Source organism: Pseudoalteromonas sp. Of11M-6, assembly GCF_022347905.1.
In the GTDB taxonomy this organism is placed as follows: Bacteria; Pseudomonadota; Gammaproteobacteria; order Enterobacterales; family Alteromonadaceae; genus Pseudoalteromonas.
Genome location: NZ_JAKRFW010000051.1, coordinates 1 through 15,349, shown reverse-complemented (window position 1 = coordinate 15,349; position 15,349 = coordinate 1). Strand labels below are relative to the sequence as shown.

At 46.8% G+C, this 15,349-nt stretch carries 8 protein-coding genes; all 8 read left to right on the top strand.

Going from position 1 to position 15,349, the window contains the following annotated elements:
- Positions 1-768 carry an ABC transporter ATP-binding protein gene (locus MHN32_RS19680; RefSeq protein ID WP_010369407.1) on the top strand — a complete coding sequence of 256 codons (768 nt, stop codon included), beginning with the start codon at positions 1-3 and terminating at the stop codon, positions 766-768.
- Complete coding sequence (locus MHN32_RS19675) at positions 761-1,876, top strand: ABC transporter permease (RefSeq protein WP_010369409.1); 1,116 nt, start codon at positions 761-763, stop codon at positions 1,874-1,876. Before MHN32_RS19680 ends, MHN32_RS19675 begins: the two co-directional genes overlap by 8 nt.
- The gene (gene fabZ / locus MHN32_RS19670; RefSeq protein WP_010369411.1) at positions 1,873-2,271 is read left to right on the top strand and encodes a 3-hydroxyacyl-ACP dehydratase FabZ; all 399 of its coding nucleotides are present in this window, start codon (positions 1,873-1,875) and stop codon (positions 2,269-2,271) included. Before MHN32_RS19675 ends, fabZ begins: the two co-directional genes overlap by 4 nt.
- 11 nt (positions 2,272-2,282) lie before the next feature.
- On the top strand, positions 2,283-3,014 hold the full coding sequence (locus MHN32_RS19665) for an SDR family oxidoreductase (protein WP_010606256.1): 732 nt from the start codon (positions 2,283-2,285) through the stop codon (positions 3,012-3,014).
- Positions 3,011-3,718 carry a hypothetical protein gene (locus tag MHN32_RS19660; protein WP_102056428.1) on the top strand — a complete coding sequence of 236 codons (708 nt, stop codon included), beginning with the start codon at positions 3,011-3,013 and terminating at the stop codon, positions 3,716-3,718. Before MHN32_RS19665 ends, MHN32_RS19660 begins: the two co-directional genes overlap by 4 nt.
- Positions 3,715-4,470, top strand: a complete 756-nt coding sequence (locus MHN32_RS19655) for an alpha/beta fold hydrolase (protein WP_102056427.1) — start codon at positions 3,715-3,717, stop codon at positions 4,468-4,470. The genes MHN32_RS19660 and MHN32_RS19655 overlap by 4 nt, the downstream gene beginning before the upstream one ends.
- Before the next feature lie 23 nt (positions 4,471-4,493).
- The gene (locus MHN32_RS19650) at positions 4,494-9,047 is read left to right on the top strand and encodes a non-ribosomal peptide synthetase (protein WP_239422588.1); all 4,554 of its coding nucleotides are present in this window, start codon (positions 4,494-4,496) and stop codon (positions 9,045-9,047) included.
- Between the two features lie 3 nt (positions 9,048-9,050).
- Positions 9,051-15,349 (top strand): non-ribosomal peptide synthetase (locus tag MHN32_RS19645; RefSeq protein ID WP_239422587.1); only part of this gene is annotated, 6,299 nt, incomplete at its 3' end.

Genomic DNA, 15,349 nt, shown 5'->3' with positions numbered 1-15,349 from the left:
ATGACGACCGTGATCGAAGTGAAGAACTTAAGGAAGGTCTACAAAAGAACACGAAAAGTTGCCGTCGATGACGTCTCTTTTAGCGTTAGCGAAGGCGAATGTTTTGGACTCCTTGGGCCCAATGGCGCCGGAAAAACCACGACGTTGGAAATACTTCAGGGCTTGCGTAGTGCAACGTCAGGTGAAGTGACGTTATTCGGTCTTAATTGGAAGCAACACGAAACCAAACTTCGCAGCCTTATGGGTGGCGTGATGCAACACAATAACCTCTACGAAAAACTCAAAGTAAAAGAGTGCGTCGAGCTATTTGCCAGCTTTTACCCAAGCTACACGCCAATTGATACGCTGCTTGAGCGCTTCAATTTAAGCGAGAAAAAGGACGCTTGGCTAAGCGAACTCAGCGGTGGACAAAAGCAACGCGTATTTTTGGCGATGGCAGTGGTTGGCCAGCCCAAGTTGGTGTTTTTAGATGAGCCAACTACGGGACTTGACCCCACGAGTCGCCAGGAGTTTTGGCACATCATTAAAGATCTCAAAGAAGCTGGTACCTGTGTGATGTTAACGACGCACTACATGGATGAGGCAGAGTTCTTATGCGACAACTTGGCCATCATTAATTCAGGTCAAATCATAGAGTCAGGCGCGCCAAGCGACATTATTAATCGCACCTTTGAGACTCCGGTGATTAAAGAACCCAGAAAAGCCACACTCAACGACGTATTTTTGAAACTCACAGGTTCCACGATGGAGAGGGAAAGTTATGCCTGAGTTAAGTCAAACTAAGTTATATCCATTTTGGCAATTAATGATGGTCAATATTCGACCTTTTTTCCGTGATAAAGCGGTATTGCTATGGACATTCGGTTTACCTATTTTTATCGCCCTATTGTTGATCCAAGCCTTCTCCGGTGGACCAAAAATGTCTCCTATGAATGTGGTGGTGATGCATGGCGAGCAAATTGAACAGAAATGGCTTAAAGCGATGGAGGAAGATCCACTCGTTACCGTTACCCGCCTCTCACAAACCGATTCAATTGTGCTGGAAGACAGCTTTGCTTCTGCTCAGCTGGCGGAAGTGATCAGCTCACCAGGCTCAGTGCTACGTAAGCTGCAAAATGAGGTGAGCCCTGAAGTTTATCTTGCCCCCAATGCTATGTTTTCTACTCATAACTCCGATGAGTCGTTAATGGCACGTAACTATCTATTGCGTCTTAAAGCGCAAGCTAACGGCGAAGAGATGCGAAGCAATGTCATTAGCGTCAAAGGTTATCGTTACACTGACTGGTTGATCCCGGGGATCATCGTGTTACAAGTCCTTGGTTTAGCACTGGTGTCGATTGCCAACAGTTTAGTGTCGGACAGACAAAACGGCTTTTTTAAACGTCTACGCCTTTCTCCTTTCAAACGCCGTGATTACATCATTGGGATCGTGCTCGCACGCTTATTCTTGCTGGTGTTCCAAATGCTGATTCTGTTCGTCGCATTTCACTTTTTATTTGGTTACACGCTGCAAGGAAACGTGCTGGATATCATTGCAGTAATGGCACTCGGTTCATTTTGTATCTGTATGCTCGGCGTGTTAGTCGGCGCCCGTAGCCAACGGGTTGAAGTCTCATCAGGGATAGCTAACTTACTTTACTTTCCATTGATGTTTTTATCGGGCATCTATTTCGACACCGCTAACTTCCCCACTCTACTGCGAGAAATAGTTTCGTTACTGCCAACCACTGCGTTTTTGGATGCACTGCGCTTAGTCGCAAACCAAGGCGTTGAACTGGCTGCGGTAAGTCGTCAACTGATTATTTTAGGCGTCACCAGCGTGGTGTTCTTCCTCATCGTTTACTTCTGCTTTGACTGGGGAGATGAAAAATCATGATCACCGATAACTTGCCGCATAAGGCACCATTTAAGTTTGCAGACAAGATAATCGAACACTCTCCAGGAGAGATGATTGTTGGATTGAAGTTCGTCTCGCATAACGAGCCAGGCCTGCAAGGACATTTTCCGGATGAGCCTATTTTCCCTGGTGTGTTAATCATTGAGACCATGGCGCAGATCAGCGGCTTGTGCTGCAACAACACGCACAAAGGGGGCATGCTGTCTTCCATAGAAAAAGCCAAATTTAGTCGCCCTGTTCGCCCCGGCGAAATCATTAAAGTAACGGCAAAACTAGAAACTGAATTTGGTGCGATGGCGCGCTTTAAAGCACAAGCACACGTTGAAGATGAGTTGGTTGCAAAAGCCGAACTCACGATTGTTTACACGGATTAAGGAACTTGGTTGTGTTTACTGGAAAGACAGTAGTAGTGACTGGCGTATCCAAAGGGATAGGCAAAGGCATCGCACTCGCCTTTTTGCAAGGTGGTGCTCGAGTATACGGTATTTGTCGCACACAAACCCCCATCGCGGAGTTACACAAACCTGAGTATCAAGCTCGTTTCACTCAACAAAGCGGCAATATTACCGACAGCGAGTTCGTCAACTCCGCTATTCGCCAAGCGATAAGCGACACGGGTCGGGTTGATGTGTTAGTGAATAACGCTGGGATCACGAATGATAGCTTGTTCTCTCAGATGTCGTACGACGCTTTTCATAACGTGTTAGATATCAACTTCAAGGGTACATTGCTGTGTTGCCAAGCGGTGTTACCAGTCATGACTAAGCAAGGTGCAGGCAAGATCATCAACATGGTGTCGCAAAGTGGAATAAGCGGACGTGAAGGCCAAGCCAACTACGCGACCTCAAAAGGCGCAATTATTGGCCTCACTCGGACTATTGCACGGCAATATGGTCACTGTGGTGTTTACTGTAACGCACTCGCTCCGACGTTTATTGCAACCGATATGATTGATGATATCCCCGCAAGCATTATCAACCCGGTGCTTAAACATACCGCACTAGGTCGTGTTGGGAGCGTCAAAGAGATTGCTGATGCCACGCTATATCTCGCTTCTAGCGCCTCTAACTACCAAACTGGAAATGTGCTTCGTTTGGATGGAGGGCTTGCGGTATGAATGCTCAAGCGTTTATTTTACTTTATCCAACAAGTGAGTTTGATAGCCACTTCGTTACCCATTTGCTGTCGCAAAAACATCCGTTACTCCTTATCAATGCAAGTGCTGAGGTGCTCGAGCATAATCCAGAAGCGAGCCATATCCACCTCAACGCTCCCCTCTCGGAGTTAAATACCAATACATTACTAGATTGGTTTGAACTCAATAATAATCAGCAAGAAGTGATGGTACTGCATTGTGCCAATCGCCTAGATGAAAGCAATCTACTCGAAGACATTGCCGTTGGCGAGCAAGTGATTGCGCGTCTAGAAAGCGTATTTTCGGTCCTCAGAGTCATCGCGGACAACCTCAGAGTAAGTGGTGGAAACCTCGTCTTTTTAACTCAATCAGACACCTTAAATTACGAATTAGAAGCCACCGCCAGTGTCTGTAACCACGCTCATAATGCGTTGATGATGACGCTCGCACGCGAGTATCAAGGTAGCAAGCTGGCAGTTAACAGTTTTGTGTTACCGCTACTGGCTACCGATAGCAAAGCCGCAAGAATCCAAAAGCGCAACCTAAAAGGAGGTGTATTGGGTGCACGACCTGCGGTATACAGCTATCAAGACTTGGTGGAATACCTAGTCAACTTTATGAAAACCAACACCATGCTCACCGGTCAATCCATCGCATTCACACCAACGCTGGAGCTCAAGCTATGATGCCGGTTGACTTATACTGTTTCCATCACGCAGGTGGCTCTTCTTTGTTTTTTAGGGAATGGGCCAAACATTTACCTGCGCATTGGCAACTCCACGGCATCGACTTACCGGGCCGTGGTACTAAAGCAGGCATGCAATCTTTACGGGACTGGGATGAGGCACTTAGTCACCTAAGTAGTAGCACGCAACTTCAGCCGCGTAGTGAGCGGCTGTGCGTGTTTTTTGGTCACAGTCTTGGCGGGATGGTGGCTTATAAGCTTGCCGATCATCTTGCTAAACACGCACTGACAACACCGGATTTACTCTGTCTATCAGGGTGTCGCGCGCCAAGTATTCCTTCAGCTACCCAGTACTCAAAATTGACTGACTCGGACTTGCTCACGACTTTATATCATCTCGACATGCTGCCTAAACATCGTTTAACGAAGGACGTAGAAGCGGTTGTGGCCGCCATGTTTAAAGACGACTTTATGTTAGCCGAGCAACCCGTCAGTACTGACATTACGTTAACGATGCCGGTCGAACTGATCCTCGCCACACAAGATCACTTGGTTAAGCCTGAGTCACACCAAGCTTGGTCTGAGTACTGCGAGAACTATTTTCAATACCATCATGTCGATGGCGGTCATATGTATTTACAGCAACGCCCAACGCTGGCGTGTGAGGTGATTGTCGCCGCAGTAGCGCGACACCTAGCACGCTTGCAGCAAACAAAATACCAAAAAGCAAACTGGCAAAAGCCGTTGTGTTAAGGCGAAAAAACAAGGATCACGCAATGAACTCACAGTCCAATTCCGCCAATTTCAAGTCACTGACAACGAGGCAACTTCACGTATGGCAAGCCCAACAGCTTGATTTGGCAAATCCAGTATATAACATCGCTTGCGCGGTACAATTTACCGGCGGGCTCACAGCCGAGGCACTAGAGCAAGCCTTGGTGTTGCTATTTGCAAGGCACCCAGTTTTATCGAGTCGTATTGATGAGGCTCAAGGCGAACCACAACTCGAATTATTAGCCAGTGCCCCTAAGTTATTAGCCGTGCCTGATGAGATTGCCGCTTTTAGTGACTCTGTCACCGCCAAAACTTTAATTGAGCAAGCTATCGATATCACTAAAGAGACCTTTCAATTCTACGCTTGTAGCTCAGAAACTCGGTTGCTATTAACCATCAAAGGGCATCACATCAACTGTGACCAGTGGGCATTGCAAGTACTGATGAGCGATTTACTCGCATGTATAGAAGCGGTGCTTGATAACTCTGAACTTGATCTCGCCCCCCTTGATTATCAAGTGATGTTTGAAGAAAAGCCTGAGCGTGCAGCAACTTCACAACAGAGCGAACTCTATCCTATCGATTTTTACCAGAGTAATACTGAGGCACTAGCGCACCATTATGACGGCATCGCGTTTCGTGAAGAAAACCCAGAGGCACTCAAACAAGTAAAACAGGTAGCCTCTCAAGCTGGCGTTACGAGTTTTAGCGTCGTGCTTGCCAGCGTCTTTTTGACTTTATTTCATACCACTGGGCAAACCGATTTGACCATAGGGATCCCGATGGCTCGCCGCACCCGTAAAACCCGTGCGATCTTAGGTCATTACTCAGACGTTGAAACGGTTTCTATTTGCGATATTGAGCAGTACACAGGCGCATCGCTTATCAGTGAAGTCAGTAACCAGCTCACCCAATTACTGCTGTCAGGAAATAATAATAAAGACGCTGCGAAGCATATTAATGTCACCTGTAACTACTTAGCCAAGCTAAAAAGCAATGGCATTCGTCCAGGGATAACCCCGTTGATGATTGGTCGCCAAGGGTACGAACTTGCTTTGGGCACAGCGGGAGATACCATTATCAAAGGGGTATCCATTGAGCCTGGTGTTTCACAATTTGATATCGAATTTACGCATTTTGAAACAGAAGGAGGCCTTTGTCGTAAAGTGGTCGCCGCTAAGTCTGTCTTTTCTCGCGTGGCAATGACACGGATCACCGATATTCAGGCGCGCTTTATTGAATTACTTACCCACTCTAGCGATCTTAATATCGCCGAGCTGCCTGTACTCGATGAAGAAGAGCAAAAGCTGATCTTGGCGCGCAGCAATCAAGATAATGAAACGTTCTTTTCCGACACCACTTTAAATCACTGGTTTGAACAAGCGGTAAGTAAACACCCAGATCAAATCGCGCTACAAACCCAAACACAATCTATCGATTATAAAACCCTTAACGCCAGAGCCAACGCCCTTGCCTTGCATTTACGGGAGCAATATCAGTCTCAGTATCAACAACCCCTCACTGCCGATACGTTAATTGCGCTGTACATGCAGCCTTCTATCGAGATGCTGATTGCAATTCTTGCTGTCACTAAAGCGGGTGCGGCTTATGTGCCGCTGTCTCCCGACCATGCCAGCGAGCGAACAACCTTTATTCTAAGTGATACTAACCCAAGCCTATTGATTGTCGATGAGCAAGAGTATGCCGCTGCACAAGAAAAATGCCGTTTGGCGGAGGTGGCTTGCCCATTAGTTACACCACTCAATGCCCAGCAACAAAGCGACACAGCCCCTGTCATAAACCAATCACCGCAGGATTTGGTATACATCATTTATACCTCGGGTACGACTGGCCAACCAAAAGGCGTGATGCAAACTCATGAAAACGTCGCTCGATTGTTCACGGCGACGGAGCAAGATTATGGCTTTGACCATCACGATACTTGGGTGCTTTACCATGCCTATACTTTTGACTTTAGTGTATGGGAAATGTGGGGTGCCCTACTTTATGGCGGTAAACTCTGTATTCCTGACAACAGCCTGATCCGCGATTTTGAGGCCTTTGCAGACTACTGTTCAGACAATCAAGTGACTGTGCTTAATCAGACTCCTGCCGCATTCTATGAATTTAGTGCAGCGGCACTAAGCGCAAAATTGAATTTTGACAAACTGAGGTATGTGATTTTCGGTGGTGACAAACTCAACCCCGAAATGCTCAACCCTTGGTGGAACTGCTACGGCGATGAACAGCCGCTATTGGTCAACATGTATGGGATCACTGAAACCACGGTGCATGTCACCTATAAAGCACTCACGCAACAATCAAGTTCTAAAGCCTCTCATATCGGTAGACCCATATTAGATATGAAAGCGTACGTACTAAATTCCAAATTGCAGTTGGTCGAACCCGGTGCCTGCGGTGAGTTATATATTGGCGGTGCAGGTCTTGCTCGTGGTTATTTAAACCGCGAAGCGCTCAGTCAAGAACGCTTTATTAGCAGCCCGTACGCAAGCGAACAAGATATTCAACAAGGACGAGCCAGACTGTATAAAACCGGTGACTTGGCAAGACGCCTGCCGGATGGTGAGTTGGAGTATATCGGTCGTAACGATAATCAGGTGAAGATCCGAGGCTACCGTATTGAACTGGGTGAAATCGAAAGCGTGATCAACCAATTGCCAGAAGTTGCCCAAGCGGTGGTTATCGACCGTACCCTACAAAGGGTTCCCTACCTAGCCGCTTATATCAAGTTTAAGCCACAACATCACGGCCAAACTGCCCAAGTGAAAGCCCATGTGAGTCAAGCGCTACCCAGTTATATGCAGCCAAAAACGTGGACTGAGCTTGCGGAAATACCTTTGACTGGCAACGGTAAATTAGACCGTAAAGCGTTGCCAGAGCCTGAATTGGTAAGCCAAAGCGAATATGTGGCGCCGCAAGACGAAACGGAAGCGCAACTGTGTGAAGTATTTAAAACTTTGCTTGGTGTTGAGCAAGTGAGCACCAAAGATGATTTCTTTGCTATCGGTGGTGATTCTATTCTCACTATTCAACTCGTTGCTTTGCTCAGAAAGCAAGGCATTGAACTGCAAGTAAAAGATATCTTTGATTGTCCAACTGCAGCGGCGTTAAGTCAGCGTATTGTTAGCGTACAAGCGAATCAACGAGAGATAACACAGGAGCAAGGCCTGCTGAGCGGACGCTTTGATCTACTGCCAATTCAACAATGGTTTTTCAATAAAGCACTACCGGAGGAGAATCATTGGAATCAGGCATTTGCAATCAGGATCCCAAGCGGCTTTAGCCAAATTCAATTACAAGAGGCGCTACACAGTTTAAGTGATCAACATGATATGTTGCGCACAACCTTTATGGAATTTGAAGGCCATATTACGCAAGAATATAACGATGTGAGTACCATGGCGCCACTCAACGTCCTTAACGGCAAGTCACACGATGTACAAGCAGAACTCAACGCGCGACAAAGCCAGTTCGATATTTGTAATGGCCCACTTTGGCAAGTTACACATATCGAAGCGTTTTGCGAAGACTACGACCTGCTTCACTTTGCACTTCACCACTTAATCATCGATGCGGTTTCTTGGCGGATCATCGCGCAAGATCTGCAAACCCTTTTAGCACAAGGAGAGTTGCTGAGTAAACGTACCAGCTATCGACAGTGGGTAGAAATGATGCAAGCGTACCCGGCAGCACACCCGCAGGAAATGGCATTTTGGCAGCGTTTAGCAACCAACTTGCCAAGCTATCCGCCAAGCATGGCTGCAACACCGTCAACCGCTTGGTTAGAGCTAGACGCGCACACCACGGCCCGCTTCATACGTGACGCGAATGCAGGCTTCAATACGCAAGGTGAAGAGTTACTACTGGCTGCTTTGTGCCAAGCATTGAGTAAAACCTTTAAGCAAACTCAGCATGCTATCACGTTGGAAAGTCATGGTCGTGAAATGTGGCGTGATGATGCTGATATCAACCAAACAATTGGCTGGTTCACTTGTTTGTACCCGCTACGCCTGACTCAACAAGCGACACTAAGCGACACCATTATTGATGCCAAAGAAGCGCTACGCCAGATCCCGAATAAAGGTCTTGGTTTTGGTAGTGCACAACTGCAAGACACCAGCTTAACGTTGCCAAGTATCAGCTTTAACTACCTGGGCCAAATGGGTGGGCAAAGCGATGCGCTTTGGCAGATAGACAACCAACTGCAAACCGAGACAAGTTCTGCACAAAACGGCTCGGATCTGATCCTCGATATCAATGCGCTGGTTCAGGGCGAGCAACTCAGGATCAAAGTGGATTCATTACTAGATGGCAATCTTACCGATGCCTTCGCTACTCACTTAACACAAGCGCTGCATGATGTATTGGATACGGCGTTCGAGGCGAAAAAGCGCGGCGGTGTAAGCACCCCTAGCGACTTTGGTGCGGGCTCGCTTTCTCAGGAGCAACTAGCTGCACTGCAATCCCAGTTAAGTGAAACACAACTAGAACAAACCACGACTCAGTCTGAAAAAACACAAGAATTAGAGATTTAAACCATGTTGAATTTATGCCAATCACTTGCAAAGGATAACATTGCGCTTTGGGCCAATGGAGACAAACTTAAAATTGTCCATGGTGAGCAAGGACTCAGCCAACAATGGGTTGATTACCTCAAAGCAAATAAAGCCGCATTATTAGATTACCTTGTATCGCAGCAAGTTTTTTCCGAACAAGACTTTGAACAGTTACTAGCGACTGAGCATAAAAAGGCATCTGAGATCCGTGCCATCTTTGATGCTAACAGTATGCAAAAAGGTTTTGTTTATCATCACCTTGCCCAACCAAATGACGATGCTTACCGCGTTCAGTTAGTCATCGATTACCATCAAGCACTCGATGTCGATGCTTACCAACAGGCTTGGATCTTGGCATCAATGCGTTACCCTGCGCTACGTACCGCGTTCAACTGGGAAAATGAAATCATCCAAGTGATCAAAGGAGGGGCGGGATTTACCCCAAATCACTTCAGTTTTCACGACTTCAGCACGTTAGACCACATTGAACAACAGACGCGTATCGATAAGCTCATTCACGACGACCGTAATACGCCTTTCGATTTGACTCAACCTGGGTTAATGCGTTTTGCTATTGTTAAACGCGCCGATGCACATTACACCCTAATTAAAGCAGAACACCACAGCATCAGCGATGGTTGGAGCTTTCCGGTGATGCTACAAACCGTGCATCAAAACTATGCCAAACTAACCAAAGGCGAGCCGGTCATTGTTGAAGAAGAAACAGCTTACCTACAAACACAAGCGCGCTATCAGCAAAATCAAAAATCTAGCGATAGCTATTGGCAAACCCAAAAAGCACAATTTGGTGAGCCCAATGATATCAACCGCTTATTGAGTAAAAATATTGACCAATCTGGCTCGTCACAGATCCACAAAGCAGCGGCGAGCGAATTAAAGCTCTCTTCAGAGCGCCATCAACAGCTCAAAGCATTTGCTAAACAACACGGACTAACGCTGAACGTCTTAATGCAATTTGCTTGGCATAAAGTACTGCAATATTACTGCGACGCTGAGCAAACCATAGTAGGCACAACGGTCTCGGGTCGTGAACTCCCCATTGACGGGATCCATGCCAGTGTTGGTTTATATATCAACACCCTACCTCTTTCCCTTGATTGGCAAGAACCTGCCAGTATTCGCACCCAGCTTACAGCACTGAAAGAAAAAATTGCAGAACTTAACGGCAACAGCAGTGTTTCACTGTCGCAACTACAAGAGCCGAATACTCGCCTGTTCAACAGTCTATTTGTATTTGAAAACTATCCGACACCAGCGGGACAAGACGTGCTCGAATGGTCATTCGATAAGATGATTGAAAAAGTAGACTATCCACTCACCATCAGTGTAGTTGAGCAACAGGACATCTTATTACTCAAGTTAAGCTTCTGCGAAACCATGTTGGCACCAAGCAAAGCACAGCGATTGCTCACCCAAATGACATTGGTGTTAGATGCCATTATTGCTGATGAGAACCAGCCGCATAGCCAAATTTCTTTGTTAAGTAATGATGAGCGAGCACCAATGGTTGAGGTAGATGAGCATGCAGATTATTTGCACTCTACTATCCATGAATTGGTTGCTCAGCAAGTACAAAAAACGCCAACTCGAATAGCGCTGGTTGAAGGCGAAATGCAGCTGACCTATCAAGAATTAGAACAAAGCGCGAATAATCTTGCCGCCTACATTAAAGATCATATGGACGTTGGCGCTAGCCATCGCTTTGTTGGGCTTTTCTGTGAACGCTCTATTGCAATGGTAATCGCAAAACTGGCTATCCTAAAGGCGGGTTGTGCTTATGTACCGCTTAACCCTGACTATCCAGATCAGCGCATAGAGTATATGCTCAACGACACGCAACTTGGCTTGATTTTAACACAAAGCGAGCTGCGCCCGCGTATCGAAACACTCGTTGCAAGTTGTGATGCAGAGCCGCAAATTACCTGCTTAGATAGCTTGTCTTTGTCTGATGCAGCGCCCGTACTATCAGGCGCACATGCGCAAACCGAAGCCTATGTGATCTATACATCCGGTACGACAGGTGAGCCAAAAGGCGTGGTCGTTCCACATCGTGGCGTTGTTTCTTTGGTACAAGATACTGATTTAATAAACACGTCAGAAAACGACGTGTTTATTCACCTATCTAATCCAAATTTTGACGCCGCAACGTTTGAAATTTGGACACCACTGATAAACGGCTGCAAATTGGTTGTAGCAAGTGCGCAACAAGGCGCGGATCCTGACAGCCTATCAAGGTTAATTAAACAGCACGGCGTTAGTGTACTTTGGCTAACACGCACACTGTTTGATTCGCTGTATTTACAACAATCTGATATTTATGACAATGTCCGCTGCGTACTAACAGGCGGTGAGGCAATCACTCCAAGCATAGTTAAACGCATTCTCGCCAGAGATACGCGACCAGAGTTGGTGATAAACGCATATGGCCCAACTGAAAGCACGACATTTACCACTTTCTATCCATGTGCCAATATTGATGGCCCGGTGCCCATCGGCCAAGCCATTAATCATCGCCAAGTATTATTGCTTGATAAACATCTTAATCCAGTGCCATACGGCGCGACAGGCGAGATATTTATAGCGGGTGCGGGACTTGCCTGTGGCTACCTTAATAAACCAGAAATGAGTGCTGCGCGCTTTATCGATAACCCGTTTGCAAGCGCAAAGGCCAAACAACTCGGGCTAGATAAACTGTATAAAACGGGAGACTTAGGACGTTGGTCCGAGTCTGGCGTACTAGAGTTTTTAGGCCGTAACGATCACCAAGTGAAGATCCGCGGGTTTAGGATTGAGCTTGCTGAAATAGAAGCTCAACTCAACGAATTGGCGCAAGTGAAAGTCGCCGCTGTGGTGGTATTCGAACAAGCGGGCAACAAGCAACTTGCTGCATACGTGGTACCAGAGCACGGCGAGTTAGACCTCAATGCAGTAAAACAGGAACTGGCTCAGGTTTTACCTAGCTATATGATCCCAAGCTATTTTGAAGTGATGTCGGCGTTACCGTTTAACAACAATGGTAAGCTGGATCACAGGCAATTGCCCACTCCAACCGTGGTGGATGAAGACAACTATCAAGCCCCGAGCAGCGAATTAGAAAAACAATTGTGTGGTATTTGGCAGTCAGTATTGGGCCTAGAACAAGTGGGCGTTAATGATGACTTTTTCAAAGTCGGTGGCGATTCTATTGTCAGTATTCAACTTGTGTCTGCGCTGCGTAAAGCTGGCTTTAACCTTCAGGTTAAAGACATCATTGACGCCCCAAGCGTGGCAGCGCAGGCCTATTTAATTCAACACGTTAGCACTGAAACCATTGAACTTATCACGGAGCAAGGTAGGTTAAGTGGTGAGTTTGCACTACTGCCTATCCAACAGTGGTTTTTCGATTTAGGACTACCAAATCCACACCATTGGAACCAAGCATTTACCCTTAACTTACCTGAACACATTGAACACCCGGGGCTGACTCAAGCTATTCAAGCGCTGAGCGAGCATCATGACATGCTACGTTGTCACTTTGTTCAGACCAGCAACGGGGTAAAACAAGCGTACCAAGCGGCAATAGAGCTTGAAGTCCCATTACTTGATGCAACGGCTCTGAGTAAAGACGCGTTATTTAACGAATTGACCAAACTACAAAGCCAATTTGATTTATTCAATGGCCCCCTGTGGCAGGCAGCGTTGGTGAAAACGGCCGAGGGCAGTCAGGTATTCTTTGCCTTCCATCATGCCATTATTGATGTGGTATCGTGGCGGGTGTTAAGCCAAGACTTACAAACCCTATTAAATGGTGAAGCACTAACAGACAAGCTTACCAGCTATCGTCAGTGGGTGGATGCCATTGCCACCTACCCTTCGGCTCACCCTGAGCAAGCGTACTATTGGCAGCGGGTACAAAAAGGCTTTACTAGCCAACCCACTTACTCAGCACAATCACAATACAGCATCACGTTTGAGCAAGAAACGACCGCTAAATTGCTACGAGATGCCAATCTTGGTTTGAATACTGACATTAACGACTTGCTTTTGGCGGCACTCAATATTGCCCTACACAGCACTTTTGACAGTACCGTTAATCATATTCAACTTGAAGGTCATGGTCGTGAAAATATAGATCCGCGCTTGGATGTGTCGCAAACCTTAGGCTGGTTTACCAGTGTGTATCCTGTGCGCCTTGAACACCACGACGACGTTATTGCAACCATCGCAAACACCAAAGAAATGCTGCGCCAAATCCCGGATAAAGGCGTGGGTTATGGCGCTTTTGTGCAAGCAGACAAAGTCAGCGCAATTCGCCCTCAGGTGAGCTTTAACTACCTAGGTCAATTGAATCAGCAACAACAGCAAAACCGAGATTGGCAGCTGGATGATACTCAAGCAGGCTATGTGATGACTGAGGCAAACGCTCAGGCTGACAATGCACTGCTACTCAACATCAATGGCGCAGTTCGCGGTGACAAGCTTCACTTTGATGTGGTTTCGAGGTTGAACCAATCACAGTCGTTGGCATTTGTTGAGCACTTTGAAATGGCGCTTCATCAGGTCATTAATGCAAGTTGTGAACTAGCCGCGCAAACACCACAGCAAACCCCTAGCGATTTGGGATTAAGCGACTTGTCTTATGGGCATTATCAAGCGCTGAGCAAGCACTATAATATCGAAGCACTTTACCCAGCTAATAGCTTGCAACAAGGCTTTATCTATCATGCTGTTAACTTCCCAACGGATGATGCCTACCGAGTGCAATTGGTCATGGATATTGAACAAGCGCTAGAGGTTGAACACTTTATTCATGCCTGGCGTTTAGCATCGCTTCGCTTCCCTATTCTTCGCACCGCTTTTGATTGGCAAGAGTGTCTACTCCAAGTGGTGTGTCGCGATGCCAGTATCGATGACAGCCACTTCACCAAAGTAGATCTGTCATCCCTTGACGAGCACGGCCAACAGCAAGCCATCAGCAAAGCCCAAGCCGCAGACCGACAAGTTCCGTTTGACCTAAGTCAACCGGGGCTTATTCGCTTCACCTTATTTAAGCGCAGTGAAAACCTCTACACACTTATCAAAACCGAGCACCATGCCATTAATGATGGCTGGAGTGGACCGTTAATGCTGCAAGCTGTCGCTGAGTATTATCGCCAGCTTTGTGCAGGGAAAACACCAGAGGTGCAAGCGCAGCAAACCTATTTAGAGGCGCAAGCTTATTACCTTAAAAATGCCAAGCAAACTCAGGCTTACTGGCAGCAACAACAAGCCGAATTTGATACCGCAAACGATATTAACTTGTTGCTTGGTGGCCAATATGACTTGTCGCAAAGTCGAATTGTAGAACAAGTGCAATCGGTACAATTTAGCCTTCAAGGCGAGGCGTTTAGGTCGCTACAACATACTTGTCAACAAGCTGGCGTAACCCTCAACGTTGCACTGCAATTTGCTTGGCATAAGTTATTGCAAACCTATTCTGGTGATAGCCAAACGATTGTTGGTAGCACAGTTTCCGGTCGTGAAATTCCAGTCAATGGGATTGAACAAGCGGTCGGTTTGTTCATCAACACCTTACCTTTAGTGGTGAATTGGCATGCAGAAGCAAGCTGTAATGACATTCTCAAAGCCATTCAAAAAGGCGTAGCTGCACTCAATAGCCACAGCGACATGAGCTTGTCAAAACTGCAACGTGATGGTCAACGCTTGTTCCATACCCTATTTGTATTTGAAAACTACCCGACTCCAGAAAATACCGGCAGTTGGAAGTTCAGAGAATCAATAGAGAAAGGCGACTATCCGCTTTCTGTGGTGGCCCAAAGCGAGCAAGACCGCTTAGACTTTGTGATGCACTACAACGGGGAATGGTTAAGCACAGCGCGGGCAGAGTGGATCCTTGACCAAGTACAAGCTATTTTGGTTCAGCTTGGGGAGCGACTGACACAAAGCCATCAAAGCATTAGCTTGGTCAATAACCAAATGCAGACAACGCTTAGCCAATGGCACAACAACGCCGAGTCGTTTACCACCGACAAAGATTTGGCCAGCTTAGTAGAGCAGCACGCCGCTAACACCCCTGAGCAGACGGCTATGTTAACCAGCAGTGGTGAAGCACTGTCTTATGCCGAAGTGAACGGTAAAGCCAATGCCCTTGCACAGCAAATCCTTGCTCAGCACCCCAAAGCCCAAGCTGGCCTATTGCCTGCCGATACCCCTATCGCCCTCTACTTTTCTCGCAGTAGCGAGATGCTTATTGCTATTTTGGCCGTGCTCAAAGCCGGTGG